We start from the raw sequence: 18,139 nt of genomic DNA on the forward strand, positions 1-18,139 counted from the left end.
AATCAATGCAAGATCAGGGCCAAAAGCTATTCCTCCTGCCTTCCGTCCTCTGCCCTCCGTCCTCTGTCCTCTGCCTTCCGTCTTCCGCCCTCTGTCTTCTGTCCTCCGCCCTCCGCCTTATTCAGGCCATACACAAACGCCAGAATCTCGGCCACGGCCTGGTACAGTTCCACCGGGATCTCATCTCCAACCGGCACCCGGGCCAGTACCTCCACCAGGTCAGGGTCCTCCTGGATGGCAATGCCGGCCTGGCGGCCCAGTTCCAGGATCTTTTCCGCCACCTCCCCCTGGCCGCCGGCGGCCACCACCGGTGCATTGTCCCGGTCCCGGTCGTATTTCAGCGCAACAGCCTTTCTGGGTTTGCCGGAATCCTCTTTCATGCCATGGCCTCCAGGAAATGATCGCCTTCGGGCACCAGGCGCTCCAGCAGCGTCATCACCGGATCTCTGGCCCCGGTATCCACGGAATAACCCAGCAAAGACACCGTGGTAAGCCGGTCTGCAAGCTGGGGCATGGCCTGGGAAATGGTTTTGGCGCTTTTTTGGGTTTCGCACAAAACCCGCATGCGCAGGCCGGGATCCTCAAACAGCAAAAGAATTTCCAGACTCCCCAGAACCGATAATTTCAGGTTCAGATTCATCTTCCATGCCGGCGTTTCATCAGGCGGGTCTGCGGAATCATCTGCGTCCTGGCTCCCGCCCTGCCGGGGCTGCTGTTTTTGCGCCAGCAGATACCCCTGTTCCAAAAATTCAAAGGGAAGCGGCAGAAATACCGTATTGTCCTGGGCCAGGCGGTACCGGCAGAGCTGAAACAAATTCAGGTGCTCAAGCATGGCAGAAGCCTCCTCTGCCCCGGCTCCCGCCCCCTGCCCGCCTGCGGCCTGCATAAGCAAAAGCGCCTTGAACCCGGAAAACGCCTCCTGGCTCCGGCCCTGGGCCAGCAGCGCCTCCAGGTTCAACCCCATATGCTGCCAGAGCCGGGAAATATCGCTTCCGGTCAGGGCACGCGGGTCCGAGCCCAGCACGTTCATAAGATTGGACACCATGGCCTTTGCCTCGGGCCCCATGTTTTCTAACATGGGCATGATCCGGATGCTGCGGCCGAATGAATGCAGCAGCCGAAACAGGTGGCGAAGTTCGGCCTCCTCCATGATTCGCAGATGCGTCTGGGGAGAGGTGGCCATCACCTGCAGGTTGAGCTTCTGGCCCGTGCGCAGGGGCACCTTTGTCTCAGCACTTAGCTGGTGATCCTTGATTTTGAGCACAACCCGCTCCATACCCCCTTCTGCAACCGTTGCCTGAACGATCTGGTAGGGCGCCAGCTTCAGTGTCTGGCTCTCGCCGACCCGGTGCATGGAAATGTCTGCAGGGGCCGCAAGACTCAATATCGGAGGTGGTTGGGCATTGATGTACATATGCTGCTTATCGGCGGGCAATTTTGAAAGTTTAGGGGGGATTGCCGGGGGCGGTGGTCAGTTGTCGGTGGTCGGTATTCAGTTGTCGGTGGTCAGAAGACGGAGGACAGAAGACCGAGGACAGAGGGCTGAGAACAGTGGGCGGATAAGAAAGGGCGGCGGGGTTGAAGGGCTATCCCGCCGCCTGGATATAATTTTGGGCGGCTGACTGGATGCGGGGAAAGACTTTTGTCATCATATTCATGTCTTTATCACAGGCCCCAAGGAACCGACCAAAGGCGTCGATCACCCGCTGACCTTTTTTCTGCTGATTTTTCTCCTCCTGAAGACTGCGGATCTCGCCTGTGAGCATTTCATAATAGACCCGGTTCATTGGCAGAATAAAGGTTTTGAAAAACGCGTTTGCCTTGATATCGGAAAACAGGCGGTCTATTTTGGTGTAGGTTTTGGACGCCTGACTGAAATTTCTGTTTCTGCACAATTTTTCAACTGTCTGAAGATTTTTCCGAATATTGAGGACAAGGGCACGGTGCTGATCAAAGGCTGCGATCATTTCATTGAGCCGGTTTTCAAGATATCCGGGATCATAGCAATGGTTTTCCATGACCCGCCAGTTTTCATCCACAACCGGCCCTGTGAGCTCTTCTTTGAGCACCTGTTTTAAAGACCTAAAAGGCGCGCCTTCAATGGCCGCTCCTCCGGCCGTGGTGTTGACAAACATCACATCCGGGTACATCCGGATACAAGCCTCCATCTGCAGGCGCATGCTGTCAAAGCCCTGGCTGGTCATCACCTCGCCGCCGTCCACATCTTTGATCCACAAGGCTTTTTTCATCTCCGCATCCGAAATCTCCTTGCTGTAATGCACGCCATCGGCATGTCTTTTCCGGTCTTTAAACGACAGGTTCTGACCGGCCAGAATCACCCTGGAAAACCCGAGCCGGGCCAGCAGCTCCAGGGTCACAATGGCAATGGTCGGGGCATCGGCCACCTTTGGCGGCGCATCTCCGGATGCTGTCTTTAGAAAATAACCGGCAACCGTATCCTGGCTGGTGAGCATATGCAGTTTTGGCCCCGGGTAGTGCATAATGGTTTCATAGCCCACAGAACTGCCGAAAATCATGGGAATTTCATGGATTTGCTGCTCCACGATTTTGTCAAACACCTTTTTATTGACTTTTTGAGGGTCATAAGTGCAGGCGGCATGGGGATAAATGCCATGGTAAACCAGGGTATTAACAGCTGAACCCACGGTGAATATATACGCCAGCCCTTGCTTTTTGATGTGGCGGATATTTTCAATCTCCTGGTTCAGCGACGGCCCTGCGGCCACCAAAATGGCGGGTTTGCCTTCAAAAACGCCATCATGGCCCATCAGCACATTGGGGGTGTGAAGCACATGGGGGAAATTGGCCATACTGTTGAAAATCCAGCGCTTCTGGTATTTGTAATTGGTGACCACCCCGGTTCTGCGCTCCTGGATGCGCTTTTTGAATAACTCTGAAAAGGCTTGATGCGCTTCGGGAAAAATTTCCCTGTGGGCGGGCAATTCGATAACCAGGGTTTGCTCTCTGGCCTTTTGCAGCATTTTTTTCAGCAGGCCGTTCACATCTTCGGATTCAAATCCGAAAGAAAGGGACTGCAGGGATCTGGCCGGCAGTCGGGCCAGGTTCCCGCTGGAAAGAAAATGACAAAACACATCCGCGTCCGGCTCATGGATATAAATCTGCTTGTCCGGGTACCGGCGGGCAAACTCCAGGATATGATAGCCCAGCCCGGTCCCGTAGAATATCAGGTGCCGGTATTTTTCCATGTCCGGATATTGATCCGCGATCTGCCCGGCTTCCCGCACCGGATCATACCGGCTGTGCAGATAAAGATTCCGGCCGTTTTTCTCAACACTTAAGGTGACAGCTCCGCTTTTGGCGGGCATGGCCCGGACACGGTCTTCGGACAATGTGCATTTTTCCTGCCGGAGGCGGTTATAAACGTCCGGAAACCGGGTTTTGAGTAGGGTGGTGATATCAGCGTCCAGGATTTCAGAAATATGGTTTTCAACCTTTTGCGCGTGCATGGAAATCCTCCTCAATGGCAGGCCTGCTGCCGGGGCCGGCCGGCAGCGCTCTGATCAATGGTGTCCTGCAGACCGGCAAGAAGCGGGGCGATCTCATACTGAATCAGATCCCCGGTGAAAACCATGTCCCGGTCCGTAACCGCATCATGGAGCTGTTTCAGATGTTGGGAAAGCTCATTGCCCAAACGCTGATAGGTTTCCGGATAAAGGCAGGCGTCCGGATTGGCGGCAATGGAATCCAGCAGACGCGAAATCCACTCCAGCCCTTCGAGCATCTGCCCGAACCGTTGCCAGGTACCGCTGGTGGGATCCTTGTAAAAATCTTCGCCCAGGCGGCTGATTTCCGGAACTGCGGTTTCCAGGTATTGGCGGCATGCGCCAAGGGCCTTGTCCAGAAATTGGCAAAGCGCCACCGCCCGGATCTCGATGCAATTGATTTCATCCAGGCGGCCGGCGACATATCCTTTCAGATCCTCGTCTGGTTCGACGCCATCGACGATCACTTTGTCAGGATACATGCCCAGTTCACTGAGCCGGGCCTCCACCTGCCGGTCGAGTTCCTCGGCAGCGCCGGCATGCCGCTGCAGTTCAAATTCTGTTTCGTTGATTTTGACCTTAATCATTTTGCCTGCCTCCAAGTTTCAGCCGCATTGTTGCAGGGCAGAAAAACCCTGCCTTTGCCACTGACGTATCGGCACATGGAGACAATAATTTAGGGGAAAACAAAGAATGCGATGCGGAAAGGAAGGTTTTTAAAGGTCCCGGGTCAGGACCTGTTCTCTGAGCATTCGGCGCTGCTCGGCAAAGCAGAAAGCCATAATATCGTCACAGGTCTCGGAATCCATGTTGGTAAACCGGACGGCCACAGAAAAAGTACCCTTTCTCACCTGGTTGACACGCAGCACCACAGCGTCTGTCTCAAGGGTTTTGCCCACGGGTTCCGGAACGCGGATCTCTATGGAAAGCTTTTCTTTTTTCTGCAGATGCTGGTGCACCATCATAAGCATCCCGCCGCAACTGATGTTGACCCCTTTGGCGGCAAAGGGCTTTCCGCCGCTGGGGCCCTTGCGGCGGCATGACAGGCTCAGCCGGCCGGCCGGCCCGCGGAAAAACTCCCGCTTTTCCACGTGCTGGATCACATTGTGCACCGTGATGTGCAAAAGATCCCGGCCGGACACCTCTTCAATGCTCGATATCAGGGTGACGATCTCGCCGGTTTCAATAAACACCAGGCAGTCGGCTTCCGTGTCAATGCGTCCGGCATCCGGCAGGGCGTTTGGGTCAAAATACAGCTCCACCTCCGGCGGATCGGTCACCAGCGCAGTGGCGCTGTATTTTTGCACCTCACCGCCCCGGATGGGGACATTGACAGCCACGGGTATTTTTTCCGGAAAATTAGACAGATATTCATTTACATTCATAGCCCGTGGCATTACCAGAAATGCGCTTTAAAGTAAACCACTAGCTGAACATTTACACAAATCCATCTTGTTTTCAGGCTCCGTAACAGATGCGCCCGCCCGTGGCGCCCGTGCCGCTGTGATAACCGAAAAGGGCCTGTTTTCCGGCACGCATGCGCTCCAGCTCGTCTTTGGCAACGGCCATGGAGGATTCCACGTAGTGCCTGATGCGCCTGTTTTCCTCCAGCACTTGATTTGCCAGATCCCGCCAGGCCCCATACCCCGGATGGTCTTTCAAAGAAATACCGGCCCGATCCGCCTCAGCCAGAATTTTTTCCCCGGATTCGGCTGCCAGGACATTAATGCTGCCCATCTGCGCCATGCAATCCCGCAGGTGCGCACCGGGCGCCCCTTCTGCCATCGCCTTTCGGATTTGGGCATATATTTCCAGCAAATTCCGGCACCAGGCCGAGGCCTGGTCCAATTCGTGCTGCAATGTGGTGCTTTCAGCGTATTGATGCGGCATTGCCGTCCCCTTTATATGGCTGCGTTCATGGCCTTGCGGGGCGCCTGGCCGCCATTGCCGTAAGCACCGTTTTCCGCAGATTCTTCACCGGCCCCGGACTTGTTTTTTTCAATGGCCCCGGTCCAGGCCTCGCGCAGTTCCACCAGGATATTTTCAGAAATATCTATGGGACTGGTATCTCCGGCCGTGTTGCCCCGGGTCAGTTCGCGGACCATATACGAGTACAGTCCGTCGAGATTTTCCGCGATCTCCCCGCCTTTTTCAAAATCAAGGCTGTTGGACAGCTCGGTGATGATGGCCACGGCACGGCTCACCTTTTTGAGCTTGCCGGCCCGGTCGTTGTTTTCCGCAGCCTGCCGTGCCTGGCGCAGAAAGCGGATGGCCCCGTCATAGAGCATGATCAGAACCTGTTCCGGGGATGCGGTCTGAATCTGGGTTGCAAAATAATTCTGGTACGGATTCATTATGATTAACCTCCATATCCGGGCATTTTGTCCATTTGCTGGGTCAGGTATTCGCTCTGGGAGTTGAACATGGCAACCATTTCCTCCATTGCGGCAAAGCGCTGCCTGAGCATTTCCTCACGCCTTTCCAGCCGGGCGCTGGTCCTTTCGATATCCGAATCAATGCGCTTTAAAGTCGATTCCGTGCTGTCCTCCCGGGTGGCATACAGGCCGTCGCTGCTGCTGGTCATATCGTTTAAATAATTCCTGTATTGCTTAAACACGCCGCTGTCGCCGGCCAGAACGTCCACCACCTGGCTGAAATCCTCGTTCATGGCGCTTTCCAGCCCGGATGAATCAAAAGAAAGCGTGCCGTCCCGGTTTGTTGACAAGCCGAGCTGGGCCAGGGAGTCAAAATTTCCGCTGTCATCCACCCGGGTGCTGACAAGCCCCTGCAGCCTTCGGGTCACGGTTTTCACCAGGGAATCGCCCCGGAGCATCCCGGCTCCCGCCTCGGCCTCCTCGCCCTGGTTGATGCCGTTTACATAGGAGACAATGTCGTTGTAAGCGGCCACAAACCCTTCCACCTTTTCGGTCACCGATGCCGTGTCAGTCTCGATCTTCATGGTGGTGGGCACAAGCTCTCCCGCACCATCTGTTGCGCTGGCCGATTCCAGGTGCAGGGTCACCCCGTTTAGGGCATTTTTTATGGTGTTGGTGTCACTGGTGATCTGGATGCCGTCAATATAGGCGATGGCATTTCGGGCTTCCTGAACAGGAGGGTCCTGGATGGCCAACTGCTCTGTGCCGCCTGCCAGGCTGCTTGTCATGGAAAAGGTGGTGGAAGAATCCGCGCCCGAAAGCATCAGGTGATAGCGATCCCCGCCCTCGTTTCCATTGTCAATGATGGAGGCCGAAATTCCGTGTTCCTGGCTGGTATCATTAATGGCTTTCATGATGTCAGATAAAGCGCCCTTACCGTCTTCAACAGCAACCGTATGCTCTACAGCCTCGGCCCCCTCGCCCACAGTGAAGACGAGTTCTCCCGAACCGAACACGTCATCGCTGCGGGAGGCATAGGCTTTGTCTGAGACACTTTTCTGCACCCGGGCGGTCTGTTCCACCGCAACATCATAGGTTCCGGCAGAAGCCGAGGTCACCTCTGCGGTGACATTGTCCTCTGATGACAAGGAAACCTTGCTCTGCTGAATCCCGGAACTCAGGTAAAGCCCGCTGATGGCGGAATTAAGCGCACTTAGCTTGTCATCATACGCTTTAAAGGCGTTTAACTTGGCTTGTTCATATTCCCGGGTCTGCTGGAGCCGCTCAAGGGGCTGACTCTCAGCTTCCATCAACCCTTTGATAATGGACTCGGTGTCCAGCCCCGATGCCAGCCCGCTGAAATTGATTGCAGACATATACTCCCCCTGTTGATTTCCGCCGGTTGGCCTACACCTGCCGAAAACTTCTCTAAAACGCTCGGAAGCCGCCAATCCGAAGCCGGCCCGGGAAGGGCTTCCCGCCCGGGCCGGCCGGTTTGTGCGAATTTATGACACGCTGTTGAAAATATTGCCGGAAAACTCCGTGAGCTGCGCCTTGACCTTCAGCAGTTCCTCCGGGGGCACTTCCCGGATCACCTCCTCGGTGGCCCGGTCCACGACCTTGACCACGATCTGATCATATTCCATGCTCTTTTCAAACCGCACGGAATAAAAACCATCACCCGTGAGCTCCTTGATCCGGTCCAGAACCTCGGAGGGAGAGACCTTGTCTTCCTTGTTCTCCGATTCTTTCAGGATCCCGGAGCCGGATTGGTCCTGGCGGCTGTCGCCGGTGACCTCCCGGATCCGGCTTTTGTGCCCGTCGGAACTGTCCGGCCGAACCGGTCTCATGCTCTGCGCCGCAAAATCAACAGCTGCAATGGTTTCAATCTTCATAACCCATCCTCCTTAAAGGGAATCGGAAGGGGCCGGAAAAATCCGGCCCCTTCCGGGGATCGGGCAATGGTTTATTGCAGCAGTGACAGCGCAAGCTGTGTTGACTGGTTGGCCTGGGCCAGAATCGAAGTACCGGCCTGCTGCAGGATGTTGCTCTTCATCATTGTTGATGTCTCCTGGGCAATGTCTGCGTCCAGGATCCGGGAGCGGGCTGCCGACAGGTTCTCGGACACGTTGCCAAGGTTGGCAATGGTGGACTCGAACCGGTTCTGGATGGCACCCAGGCTGCCGCGCATGTTGTCGATCTGCTTGATGGCCTGGTCAATGCTTTCAATGCCCTTGACCGCATCTTCGCGGGTGGCGACACTGACATCACTGACCGTGGTCATATTGGCCGCATCATCAAGACCGGCGGCCGCAAGGCTGTCACCGCCCAGCTCAATGGGATCAGAGGTGGTGTTGTTGATGGAGACCTGGCCGTAAAAATCGGTTGCAGCACCGCCACTAACATTAGCCAGACCATCACCTGTGCCGCTCAAAGACTCGGTCAATGATAGATTGCTGCCATCCTCTTTGGTGACCACAATATTTCCGTCAGCATCCACCGATGCGGAATAACCACTGGTGTCGTTGATGCCGGATGCCACATCCTGGGCAGAGACTGTCTCAGTGCCACCTCCTCCGTTAGTCACTTCGACTATCGTGCCATCTGCGCCGCTAAGCGTATAGGACTCACCAGAAGCAAGTGAAACCTCACCAAATGCAATGGTTTGTTCGTTCTGGGCAGAGGCCACTCCACTCACAACCCCATTGATGGCATCGGCAATGGCCTTGGCGTCGCCGCTGACCGCGCCAATGTCCTCGCCGTTGACCGTCACGTCGCCGGCGGCCACCCCGCCGCTGGCGATGGTTTCACCGGTCACCTCGGTGCCGGCCGCAACGCCCTCAACGCTCAAATCTTCCGCACGGGCGCTGGCGATACCAAAGGAAATGGTCTGGTCAGCACCTGCGTTGGAACCTACCTGGAAGGTGGCCGCATCATCGCCGTCCATGGAGCCGTCAAGCAGGCTGGTGCCGTTAAATTCCGTGGTCTGGGCGATCCGGTCCAGCTCGCTTTTGATCTGATTCAGCTCATCGTTCAAAGATGCCCGGTCGGATTCGCTGTTGGTGTCGTTGGCAGACTGAACCGCCAGCTCGCGCATGCGCTGGAGAATATTGGTGCTTTCCTGGAGCGCACCCTCAGCGGTCTGTGCAAGGGAGATGCCGTCATTGGCGTTTCTGGCGGCCTGGTTCAGGCCGCGGATCTGGGATGTCATCCGGTCGGAAATGGCCAGACCGGCTGCATCGTCTTTTGCGGAGTTGATGCGAAGACCCGAGGACAGCCGCTGCATTGCGGTGTTCATCGTGCTCTGGGACTGGGAAAGGTTTCTCTGTGCGTTCAAAGACGCAACATTGGTGTTAATAACAATAGCCATGATTTTTCCTCCTTGAAAAGTTTAAATTCGGGCGTCCATGCCCTTATTCAGTTAGGGAGCCAAAAAGCTCCGGGTAGTGCGGAAGGTCTCTGCCCTCCATTGCATGTTTGGGAAACAATTGCGTTTCCCTTGCCATGCCCTTGCTATCCTGCCGTTTCACCTCCTTTCAAAAAATTTCGCTGTGAAAAAAATGTTTAATGTCACTGTTGTTTAAATGCCAAAAGCGTTTTACTTTCCGCCTTTATTCCTCTCTTCGACGCTTTGGCCAAAAATCTTTAATTTTTTCTGGTGCCCGGGTCTATGACTGAATCAATCCCCAGTTCACTGGAGTTCCCTTTTTGAGGTCCCGGTTGACCCGCCGGCCCAGCAACACATCATAATATTTCGGCGCAAGGCCGTATCCCGGACGGATACGGCGCAAACTCACCGGCGTTAAGATATCCCCGGCTTTCATGTCTTCGGCGATATACAGGGATCGCCGCATCAGAGTTTTTTCTTCCGCACCGGACGGTCCATAGGTGATCCTGCCCAGGGCCTGCCAGGCCCGTTTTGATTCTTCAACCAATGCCCGCATTTCTTCGGGTTCCAGTGAAAAGGGCGCGTCAACACCGCCGTCTGCCCTGTCCAGGGTGAAATGCTTTTCAATGACTGTGGCGCCCAGGGCCACTGAGGCAACAGCCGCACCTATGCCGGGAGTATGATCCGACAGCCCCACTTCACAGCCGAACAATTCGCGCATGTGCGGGATGGTTAACAGATTGGTGTTTTCCGGTGCGGCGGGATAGGTGCTGGTGCATTTGAGAAGGACAATTTCATTGCAGCCGTGTTTTCTGGCTGTGCACACGGCTTCATCGAGTTCGGCAATGGTGGCCATACCGGTGGATAGGATCATGGGCTTGCCGGTCTGTGCCACCCTGCGGATCAAAGGGATATCAATATTTTCAAAAGAGGCGATCTTGTAGCAGGGCACATCCAGATCTTCCAGAAAATCCACAGAAGTTTCATCAAACGGCGTGCTAAACACGATCAGCCCCAATTGACTGGCCCGCTCAAATATGGGCTTGTGCCACTCCCAGGGGGTATGGGCCTGTCTGTAGAGATCATACAAGGATCGCCCCTTCCACAGGCTTTTTTCATCGGATATGAAAAACTCGCCTTCACCCAGATCCAGGGTCATGGTATCCGGGGTATAGGTCTGGAGCTTTACCCCATGGACCCCTGATTTTGCCGCAGCCTCCACAATCTCCAGCGCCCGGCCAAGCGACTGATTGTGATTGGCGGACATTTCAGCGATGGTGAAGGGTTCAGAGTTTCTTGATATAATCCTGTTTTTAATATGCATTGTATAACATCCCGTATTTGTTTACTGAAAACGCGGAAAAAGGTTTCTATATCATTCAGAGCCTGAGCCTGGTGACCAAGCTTTAAATAGCATCTATCAAAAAGGATCTTTATTCCCACCTTTTTTATCAGAAATATTGTGCTGCTTATAAATCACAAAAGTCCCCACCAACTTGTCCGGCTCCCTCTGCACCCTGGAGAACTCTATTCTATGATCATGCACATTCAGAAAAGCCCTGGGATAACCCTCTGCATCCAGCATGCGGATGAAATCAAAAAAGTCGTTTAAATCCCGTACAGAGGCTCGGGCCAGATCGCTCTCCTCTGGTGTGCGACGCTGAAACAATACAGGCCCGCCTTTCTGGGTAAGAGGGGTGGGCTCTTTACGGACAATTTCTTCTATCATCTCCTCGATAATACCTGCTGCCCGCAGGAATATTTCAGAGGCAGCACCTTCCAGACAAAGCGGGCGCTTGAGATAAATCGGACCTGCATCCATTTCCTTTGTGCAGCGCAAAGCTGAAATCCTGGTTTCTTTATGCCCGCGTTGAATAAGATTCTGCAGAGGACTGCCGCCCCGGCCATAGGGCAGGTCCGTCATATGGAATATAACGCATTCGTAAGCATTAAAAACTTCCTCTGGCACGATGTAAGACCAGTGGGGAAAGAAAACATAGCGTGGTTGAATCTTCCGCAAATCTTCCAGGGACAATTCATCTTTCCGGGTAATCAGATGGAAACAATGGCCTGTTTGCTCTTCCAGCCGCCTGGCCAGAATTTCATTCCAGGGTCTTGAGGTGGCAAGAACATATTTCATAATAATTTATCCCCTCGGAACATTCGAAAAATCAGAAAAAGGAACGCAAACTTGGTCATAAGGTACCTTCTGCCTTGTCCCTTTAACCTTTGCACCAAATCTGCCTGCCTAAAACAAACCCTTCAGCAGCCTCCGCCCCAACAGTTGCACCGCGCCAGCGGGCCAAGTGCTCTACAGCCTCAATGGATCTTGCATGGGGCCAGGGCCTCATTTCACCGGCATAGGCTGCCAGGGCTTCTTCTTTTTGCTGCAGGGCCTCGGATATATCCACGAACCAGTTGGGCGTGAAAGTCGCCCCGCTGCCGGATATCTGCCATTCCGTGCTGGAAGGGACTTCAAAAAACAGCAAAGTATTCACTTTTTGTCCCGTTTGAGGGCGACAGGCCGTAACCACTGCCCTGTGAGTGATCTGATGGTCTATGTTCAGATCTCCAGCGTGATGAGTATAGACGATAGCGGGGCGAAGGTGCCAGATGTGTCCCTCTATTACCTTAATCACATCAAGCAGCTCAACCCCGTCCATGCGGTTGTCCGGGAACCGGTGCAGGTGCAGGGAGGATACACCCAGAATATCTTTTGCCTTGTGTGCGGCTTGGGCCAGATCGCTGAGTTCCTGTTCCCTGGCCTTAGAATTGCGGGTCGCATCCCGGCTGGTAGCGCCTTCGGCCAGGATGACTACATGGACCTCGTCGCCTTCGGCCACGTGCCTGGCTATTGTTCCTCCGCACCCCAGGATTTCATCGTCGGGATGGGCGGCTATGACAAGTATTGTTTGTTTCATAAATCTTTTTATTTTCCACATAATATTAAAAGGTTGCAGAGTTAATTGCTTGCCTTTTCAACCTTGAGCAAAAATCTCTGGCCATGCAGATCAAAAAAGGCCGGATACTTTTCATTATCCACCACCCGCAGTAGATTGAATTGCTCCCGGATGGTTTTGTCCGGATCAAGCCGGCTGTCTTCCGGCCTTCGTCTAAGATAAAAGCTTTCCAGGATCTGCCAAGTGAGCGGGGACAACCTTTCCCCAGGGGCAGATCACTTTCATGGACTGCCAGATTATGCATGAACATATCCAGCACCACGGATGGTACGATCTTTCCGCAGCTCAGATAAAAGCAGAAATCCGCCGGTTGCAGGGTCTCTTTGTCGTGAGCCCAAAGCACTTTATGGCCTTTATTCAGCCAGGATTGAAGAAGACCCGGCAGCCAATCATTTATCCAGCTGTCCCTATCCGAGAGGATGGCAATCGAAAGGTGCGCACCCCCCTCTGCAAAGGCTGTTCCTCGAATCCCAGGTACATGAACACGGCTGAAGAAACCTGATTCTCAGGTTTCACCTGGCCCTGGATGTCAGCCGGGCGGATGTTGTACAGCGTGCGTGCTCCCAATCGGACCAGCTCAGCCCCCCAGCCCCGTCCCCGGACAATCCCGTCCAGGGAGTAGTCAATAATTGCTTCATCTCCCTGCAGTTCAAACCTGACCTGCCCCACAGGCAAATCCCTGGCCATTAGAACAAACATATAGGTGTCCGCATCAGCCAGTCTTTTTTCGAACCAGTCCAAATGGGTATTCAGGGAGATGGGTTCCGAATCAAAGGCGTTTTCCCGAACCACTGGATCGTTTACCCAGTCATAATAGATCAATGCGTCATCTTCCAGAGCCGGTCGGAGATATAGATCACTCTTTGAGCTTGGGAGCAAAACTTCTGCCACCCTTTTGGCGCCCAAGCCATCAACCATGGCCTGGCAGGCCTTGGCCTGGAAGCGCAAAATCTCCTGATTCTCACAAATATCAATAATATTTTCGGCCAGAGTAGCCGCCGTTACATCTTTCCAGAACCCCAGGTAATGAATAAGGCCTGCCTGGTAAAGAGCCTCGCAAGCTGGCCTCTGATTCTCTGCAACGCAGATCACTATACTGGGCAGACCGAGGCACATCCTTTCCCAGGTGGTCACACCACCGCCGCCTATTGCCAAGCCAGCCCGGCTCATGAGATCGGCAAGATGGGGGCGCGGGCCGTAGGGATAGGTGCTGGACCGCTCCTCGGCCTGTTGGGCTATCTTATCCTTATGCGGATTGTTAGCGCCCACAACCACGTCCACCTGCACATGGGCCAATTCCGGCACGGACAAGGCTTCCAGGGCCGTGCCTGTAATATCGGCATTATCAGAACCGCCCATGAATACCAGTACCTGTTTGATCTCACCGGTTCGTTGATTCATTGTCCGCCGGTATTGGGCGTATTCAGGCCGGAGCAAAGCATATCTGGGCCCTAAAAGCAGACGGCAGTCTTCAGGGACGAGACCAATATATTGTGAACATCCAGGGCCTGCATGCTGTTCTTGCGCTTCTTTTTCTGTGCCCTTAGTACTTTTATGGTTAAACACTTCTTTCAAAAAATAGTTCTGATCCAAGAGCAGATCGCAGTCGTGCTTCCGATTGGCCAGATCATCAATAGCCATGATTCGGGTAACATGGGATCGGATCTTCTTTTCCCAATGCACATCCAAACTGTAATGGTCCACTATGAGCCAGTCCCAATGTTTTGAACCCAAGGCATCGATTGTCTGTTCGGCGTCCTCATCCTGAGAAACGCCAAGCCAGGCCGCATAGTCATCATTTCCCATTTCGGCATTTTTTTGCTGCTCTGGTGATGGGAGAAGGGACAGAGAAAAGCCCTTTTCAGTAATCATGCCGCCCAGGTGCCCGGGATGCGCCCGGCAGATAAAATGGACCCTACACCCTTGCTTGTGAAGTTCCTCAGCCAGAGCCAGACAACGCATAACATGGCCGCTACCGATTTTATTTGATGCATCAGTACGGAAGAAAATTTTCATAACTATTTGTCAACTTTTATTTTTTCAAGCAAAAACCAAGTAACATCATCTTGTTTGAAATTGGGATCTCGATGGTACACGAACCCATAATCCACTAATTCCAAGTCGGTATAGCGATCCATTAATTCACCGGCAAAATCCCTTTTAAAAAGCCGGTCACTATGTCCCCGATAGTTTAATGACAATGGGGTCGGGTTATAATATTCAGCGATAAGGATGTATTTCCGTGATGCAGCATAGAGCTGCTGATAGGCTATGGACAAATAATCCGGATTGAGGTGAATCAATACCCCTTTTGTGAAACTCAAATCCCAGGTATCATTTATTTCAATCTCAAGCATGGAGCCCTCGATCACATTGATCCCTCTCAATTGCTGTAGCTCTCTGACAGCCTGAGGATTAATTTCTATACCGCACAGATCTGCAGAGGGCTTTAATTGTTGCAAGGCAATCAGGTTGAGCCCTACATTGGATCCGAATTCAATGATAGAGTTAATATCGCTAGTAGCAGTTAAAATTCTGGAAAAAAGGTGTATATTCGACGCAATGTTTTGCACATTTTTATTTCGATCAATATAGGCTGAACCGAACTCCCCGTGCCAGAATGCTTCTTGCTCGGTTTTAAAAGTCATCTCGGTCTCCATGCATTTTTATCTTTATTGCCATGTATGAAACATTAATTCCGACCTTTCCCAATCCTCTAAAGTATCAATGTCCTGCACCATATATCGCGGCAGGATAACCGGTAAAGCACAGGCCAAAGACACCTGCTCTTTATTTATGAAGGCTTCCGCCCTGCCCCAGTAAAACTGCCCCGCATCGTGATAGGCCTCTTCCAGGTCCTGGGAGCGGCTGGAAATATACTCCGGGTAAAAAGGTTCAACCTCGCCCTTATGATTTATTTTTACAGCTCTTTGGATGGGAAATTCGAAAGTGGTCACGCTGAAAGCAAAATCCTTGTTGCTGGATACCAGTTTATCAAACCCCTGCTTTAAATACGCCACCTGAATAAACGGGGCTGTGGCATAAATGCAGCAGGCGTATTGCACGGAAACACCCTGATCCCTGAACCATTCAAGGGCGTGTTTCACAACAGCGTTGGTCCCGGTATAATCATCTGCGAGTTCCTTGGGGCGCATAAACGGAATTTCAGCGCCATACTGTTTGGACACTTCAGCGATTTTTTCATCATCGGTGGAAACAATGATCCGGTCAAAAAGCCCGGAGTCTTGTGCCGCCTGAATGGAATAAGCAATGATGGGCCGGCCGCAGAAATTTTTGATATTTTTTCCCGGGATTCGTTTGCTGCCGCCCCGGGCCGGAATCACGGCGACTGTTTTCATTGGCAAATGGCCTCCTTTATGCTGCAAATCACTTTATCCTGGTCTGCATTGCGCATTGCCGGAAAAAGGGGAAGGGAAACGGCTTCCTGATAATATTTTTCAGATTCAGGATACCGGTCAATTCCAAATCCCATGGAATTGTAATAAGGCTGAGCAGGGACAGGAATGTAGTGCACATTTACCCCGATTGCCTTTTGGCGCAAAAAGTCAAATATCTCTTTCCGGCTCCGGTCAATGGCTTCTAGTTGAAATCGAATAATATAGAGATGCCAGGATGAGGATGCATCCTGTATTACTTTAGGCGTTATCACAGCAAGATCATCCAGCAATTGGTCATATCGGCGGGCCAGGTCCCTTCTTTTGGACACAAACGCGTCAAGGCGCTCCAGCTGGCTGATGCCGAGTGCTGCCTGAATATCTGTCATCCGGTAATTATAGCCAAGATCAATCTGCTGGTAATACCAGGGTCCGTCGGGGTCATGGGTCATTTCGGCCGGGTCGCGGGTAATGCCGTGGCTTCGGAGCAGTTCCATTTTCCGGGCAAGGGCCGGGTCGTTGGTCATGGCCATGCCCCCTTCGCCCGTTGTGATGATCTTGACCGGGTGAAAACTGAAAACAGTGATGTCGCTGTAGAAACAAGAGCCCACGGGCCGGCCCTGGTAGGCCCCGCCGATGGCATGGGAGGCATCTTCGATAATGGAAAATCCGTATTTCCGGGAAAGGGCGTGGATGGCGGCCATGTCGCAGGACTGGCCGCACATGTGCACGGGAATCAATACATGGGGCAATTTTCCGGTGCTTTCAGCTTCGGCCAGTTTAATTTCCAGAGCCCCTGGGCTCATGTTATAGGTGTTTGGATCAATGTCTACAAAATCCACGTCCGCCCCGCAGTAGCGGGCGCAGTTGGCAGATGCCACAAAAGTGATGGCCGATGTCCATACCCGGCTGCCATTGCCCACCCCAAGGGCTCGGCAGGCCAGATGCAGGGCGGATGTGGCGCTGTTTGCCGCAACCCCGTAATCTGCCCCCGTCCTGGCGGCCACGGCCTGTTCAAACCTCGTCATCACCGGACCCTGGGTGAGGCAATCAGATTTTAATACCGCCACAACGGCATCAATGTCTGCCTGGGTGATATCCTGTTTTCCGTATGGGATCATTGCAGTCCCAGATGGTTATACTGTTTGATTTCATCCACGTTTAAAAACCGTGGATTGTTTCCGGAATTGTATTCAAAACCCTGTTTTACCGGCATGCCCTTTTCTCCGAGCCTGTTTTTGTTATACCCGTTGGACATGCCGAAAAACTTAATGGAAGGACAAATCACGTAATGATCATCAAACTCCAGGGTCAGATGGGAATCGTCTGCAGGGCACATGATTTCATGGAGTTTTTCCCCCGGCCGGATGCCCACTATTTTGTGGGGCAGACCGGGTTCCATGGCTGCGGCCAGATCCACAATCCGCACAGAGGGAATCCGGGGAATAAATATTTCCCCGCCCTGCATGCGCTCAAAATTGGTGAGAACAAACTCCACCCCTTGCTGAAGGGTGATCCAGAACCGGGTCATGTCTTCGTGGGTGATGGGAAAATGATCGGTTCCATCCTGCAAAAGCTTTTGAAAAAACGGCACCACCGAACCCCGGGAACCCACAACATTGCCGTAACGAACAACCGCAAACCGGGTTTTTCTGTCTCCGGCCAGATTGTTGCCGGCCACAAAGAGCTTGTCTGAGCACAACTTGGTGGCCCCATAGAGATTTGCCGGATTGGCGGCCTTGTCCGTGGACAGGGCAATGACTTTTTCCACCTCATTTGCCAAAGCAGCGTGGATGACGTTTTCCGCCCCCTGGATATTGGTCCGGATGCACTCGGTGGGGTTGTATTCCGCAGCCGGCACCTGCTTGAGAGCCGCAGCGTGAATGACATAATCAATGCCCCGCATGGCCATGGTCAGCCGGTCCCGGTCCCGGACATCGCCGATGAAATAGCGCATGCAGGACTGATTAAAATCCTGCTGCATCTCAAACTGCTTGAGCTCGTCTCTGGAATAAACCACAATGCGGCGGGGATTATACCCCTCCAGAATGGTTTTTATATATTTTTTCCCAAACGACCCTGTTCCGCCGGTAATCAGTATGGATTTGCCATTTAGCATTTTTTTACCATTGTTGAAATTTCATCAAAACCCTTACGCCGGTATCTGCAAAAAAACCGGCTGCCTCAGCCTAATACTGGAATGCTATTCGGCCAAATCAACAAAAAGGTTTAGGGTAAAAAAGCGGGAAGGGTCCGGGGGATAAACCTTGATTATTGTCTTTGGGCTAACCCCAAAGACAATAATCGAAACCCCTTCGTCTGAAGACAATTATCAAGCCCCCCTTTTTGACCCGTAAAATTCTACTTGAATTTTCGACATGTTGACTGATATTGTAAATAAAACTGCCGCAAATCAAAAAAAGTATAAAGAACATGCGCAGAGAATATATCATTCAAACGGCAAATGAACTGATTTTCGCCAGATAATGTTTGGGGG

Annotated in this window: 19 protein-coding genes; all 19 read right to left on the reverse strand. The window is 52.9% G+C overall.

Going from position 1 to position 18,139, the window contains the following annotated elements; translation table 11 throughout:
- Positions 1-26 precede the first annotated feature (26 nt).
- The 19 genes from ACTCIA_RS04870 to pseB all read right to left on the reverse strand — a co-directional run bounded on the left by ACTCIA_RS04870 (position 27) and on the right by pseB (position 17,761).
- Positions 27-380 carry an EscU/YscU/HrcU family type III secretion system export apparatus switch protein gene (locus ACTCIA_RS04870; protein ID WP_463000674.1) on the reverse strand — a complete coding sequence of 118 codons (354 nt, stop codon included), beginning with the start codon at positions 378-380 and terminating at the stop codon, positions 27-29.
- Complete coding sequence (locus tag ACTCIA_RS04875) at positions 377-1,414, reverse strand: hypothetical protein (protein WP_463000675.1); 1,038 nt, start codon at positions 1,412-1,414, stop codon at positions 377-379. Before ACTCIA_RS04875 ends, ACTCIA_RS04870 begins: the two co-directional genes overlap by 4 nt.
- 172 nt (positions 1,415-1,586) lie before the next feature.
- Positions 1,587-3,488 carry a motility associated factor glycosyltransferase family protein gene (locus tag ACTCIA_RS04880; RefSeq protein WP_463000676.1) on the reverse strand — a complete coding sequence of 634 codons (1,902 nt, stop codon included), beginning with the start codon at positions 3,486-3,488 and terminating at the stop codon, positions 1,587-1,589.
- A gap of 11 nt (positions 3,489-3,499) precedes the next feature.
- Positions 3,500-4,111, reverse strand: coding sequence for a hypothetical protein (locus ACTCIA_RS04885; protein ID WP_463000677.1), 612 nt, complete (start codon positions 4,109-4,111; stop codon positions 3,500-3,502).
- 129 nt (positions 4,112-4,240) lie between these two features.
- A complete protein-coding gene (locus ACTCIA_RS04890; RefSeq protein ID WP_463000678.1) occupies positions 4,241-4,864 on the reverse strand; it encodes a PilZ domain-containing protein in 624 nt (207 codons plus the stop codon).
- Positions 4,865-4,982: 118 nt separating this feature from the next.
- A complete protein-coding gene (locus tag ACTCIA_RS04895) occupies positions 4,983-5,414 on the reverse strand; it encodes a hypothetical protein (RefSeq protein WP_463000679.1) in 432 nt (143 codons plus the stop codon).
- An 11-nt stretch (positions 5,415-5,425) separates the two neighbouring features.
- Entirely contained in the window at positions 5,426-5,878 is a 453-nt protein-coding gene (gene fliS, locus ACTCIA_RS04900) for a flagellar export chaperone FliS (protein WP_463000680.1), read from the reverse strand.
- 5 nt (positions 5,879-5,883) lie between these two features.
- Positions 5,884-7,275: a flagellar filament capping protein FliD gene (gene fliD / locus ACTCIA_RS04905; RefSeq protein WP_463000681.1), complete on the reverse strand. Its 1,392-nt coding sequence runs from the start codon at positions 7,273-7,275 to the stop codon at positions 5,884-5,886.
- 129 nt (positions 7,276-7,404) lie between these two features.
- A complete protein-coding gene (locus ACTCIA_RS04910; protein WP_463000682.1) occupies positions 7,405-7,794 on the reverse strand; it encodes a flagellar protein FlaG in 390 nt (129 codons plus the stop codon).
- Between the two features lie 71 nt (positions 7,795-7,865).
- Positions 7,866-9,269 (reverse strand): flagellin N-terminal helical domain-containing protein, encoded by a 1,404-nt coding sequence (locus tag ACTCIA_RS04915; RefSeq protein ID WP_463000683.1) that lies wholly within the window; start codon positions 9,267-9,269, stop codon positions 7,866-7,868.
- 298 nt (positions 9,270-9,567) lie between these two features.
- Positions 9,568-10,611, reverse strand: coding sequence for a pseudaminic acid synthase (pseI, locus tag ACTCIA_RS04920; RefSeq protein WP_463000684.1), 1,044 nt, complete (start codon positions 10,609-10,611; stop codon positions 9,568-9,570).
- Positions 10,612-10,707: 96 nt separating this feature from the next.
- On the reverse strand, positions 10,708-11,427 hold the full coding sequence (locus ACTCIA_RS04925; protein ID WP_463000685.1) for a formyl transferase: 720 nt from the start codon (positions 11,425-11,427) through the stop codon (positions 10,708-10,710).
- 82 nt (positions 11,428-11,509) lie between these two features.
- Positions 11,510-12,208: a PIG-L deacetylase family protein gene (locus tag ACTCIA_RS04930; protein WP_463000686.1), complete on the reverse strand. Its 699-nt coding sequence runs from the start codon at positions 12,206-12,208 to the stop codon at positions 11,510-11,512.
- Positions 12,209-12,249: 41 nt separating this feature from the next.
- Entirely contained in the window at positions 12,250-12,444 is a 195-nt protein-coding gene (locus ACTCIA_RS04935) for a hypothetical protein (RefSeq protein ID WP_463000687.1), read from the reverse strand.
- Positions 12,445-12,640: 196 nt separating this feature from the next.
- Positions 12,641-14,263 (reverse strand): UDP-2,4-diacetamido-2,4,6-trideoxy-beta-L-altropyranose hydrolase, encoded by a 1,623-nt coding sequence (gene pseG, locus ACTCIA_RS04940; RefSeq protein ID WP_463000688.1) that lies wholly within the window; start codon positions 14,261-14,263, stop codon positions 12,641-12,643.
- A 2-nt stretch (positions 14,264-14,265) separates the two neighbouring features.
- The gene (locus ACTCIA_RS04945; protein WP_463000689.1) at positions 14,266-14,895 is read right to left on the reverse strand and encodes a pseudaminic acid biosynthesis-associated methylase; all 630 of its coding nucleotides are present in this window, start codon (positions 14,893-14,895) and stop codon (positions 14,266-14,268) included.
- Positions 14,896-14,919: 24 nt separating this feature from the next.
- On the reverse strand, positions 14,920-15,606 hold the full coding sequence (gene pseF / locus ACTCIA_RS04950) for a pseudaminic acid cytidylyltransferase (RefSeq protein ID WP_463000690.1): 687 nt from the start codon (positions 15,604-15,606) through the stop codon (positions 14,920-14,922).
- Positions 15,603-16,763 carry a UDP-4-amino-4,6-dideoxy-N-acetyl-beta-L-altrosamine transaminase gene (pseC, locus tag ACTCIA_RS04955; RefSeq protein ID WP_463000691.1) on the reverse strand — a complete coding sequence of 387 codons (1,161 nt, stop codon included), beginning with the start codon at positions 16,761-16,763 and terminating at the stop codon, positions 15,603-15,605. Before pseC ends, pseF begins: the two co-directional genes overlap by 4 nt.
- Positions 16,760-17,761: a UDP-N-acetylglucosamine 4,6-dehydratase (inverting) gene (gene pseB / locus ACTCIA_RS04960; RefSeq protein ID WP_463000692.1), complete on the reverse strand. Its 1,002-nt coding sequence runs from the start codon at positions 17,759-17,761 to the stop codon at positions 16,760-16,762. The genes pseC and pseB overlap by 4 nt, the downstream gene beginning before the upstream one ends.
- Positions 17,762-18,139 lie beyond the last annotated feature (378 nt).

This window comes from Desulfosalsimonas sp. (assembly GCF_055149105.1).

What these genes read in the sequence shown, in the direction of transcription:
- ACTCIA_RS04870 (WP_463000674.1), bottom strand. Translation starts at nt 380, where the DNA reads ATGAAAGAGGATTCCGGCAAACCCAGAAAGGCTGTTGCGCTGAAATAC.
- fliD (WP_463000681.1), bottom strand. Translation starts at nt 7,275, where the DNA reads ATGTCTGCAATCAATTTCAGCGGGCTGGCATCGGGGCTGGACACCGAG.
- ACTCIA_RS04880 (WP_463000676.1), bottom strand. Translation starts at nt 3,488, where the DNA reads ATGCACGCGCAAAAGGTTGAAAACCATATTTCTGAAATCCTGGACGCT.
- ACTCIA_RS04945 (WP_463000689.1), bottom strand. Translation starts at nt 14,895, where the DNA reads ATGACTTTTAAAACCGAGCAAGAAGCATTCTGGCACGGGGAGTTCGGT.
- ACTCIA_RS04885 (WP_463000677.1), bottom strand. Translation starts at nt 4,111, where the DNA reads ATGATTAAGGTCAAAATCAACGAAACAGAATTTGAACTGCAGCGGCAT.
- pseC (WP_463000691.1), bottom strand. Translation starts at nt 16,763, where the DNA reads ATGATCCCATACGGAAAACAGGATATCACCCAGGCAGACATTGATGCC.
- pseB (WP_463000692.1), bottom strand. Translation starts at nt 17,761, where the DNA reads ATGCTAAATGGCAAATCCATACTGATTACCGGCGGAACAGGGTCGTTT.
- pseG (WP_463000688.1), bottom strand. Translation starts at nt 14,263, where the DNA reads ATGAAAATTTTCTTCCGTACTGATGCATCAAATAAAATCGGTAGCGGC.
- ACTCIA_RS04930 (WP_463000686.1), bottom strand. Translation starts at nt 12,208, where the DNA reads ATGAAACAAACAATACTTGTCATAGCCGCCCATCCCGACGATGAAATC.
- pseI (WP_463000684.1), bottom strand. Translation starts at nt 10,611, where the DNA reads ATGCATATTAAAAACAGGATTATATCAAGAAACTCTGAACCCTTCACC.
- fliS (WP_463000680.1), bottom strand. Translation starts at nt 5,878, where the DNA reads ATGAATCCGTACCAGAATTATTTTGCAACCCAGATTCAGACCGCATCC.
- pseF (WP_463000690.1), bottom strand. Translation starts at nt 15,606, where the DNA reads ATGAAAACAGTCGCCGTGATTCCGGCCCGGGGCGGCAGCAAACGAATC.
- ACTCIA_RS04875 (WP_463000675.1), bottom strand. Translation starts at nt 1,414, where the DNA reads ATGTACATCAATGCCCAACCACCTCCGATATTGAGTCTTGCGGCCCCT.
- ACTCIA_RS04895 (WP_463000679.1), bottom strand. Translation starts at nt 5,414, where the DNA reads ATGCCGCATCAATACGCTGAAAGCACCACATTGCAGCACGAATTGGAC.
- ACTCIA_RS04910 (WP_463000682.1), bottom strand. Translation starts at nt 7,794, where the DNA reads ATGAAGATTGAAACCATTGCAGCTGTTGATTTTGCGGCGCAGAGCATG.
- ACTCIA_RS04915 (WP_463000683.1), bottom strand. Translation starts at nt 9,269, where the DNA reads ATGGCTATTGTTATTAACACCAATGTTGCGTCTTTGAACGCACAGAGA.
- ACTCIA_RS04925 (WP_463000685.1), bottom strand. Translation starts at nt 11,427, where the DNA reads ATGAAATATGTTCTTGCCACCTCAAGACCCTGGAATGAAATTCTGGCC.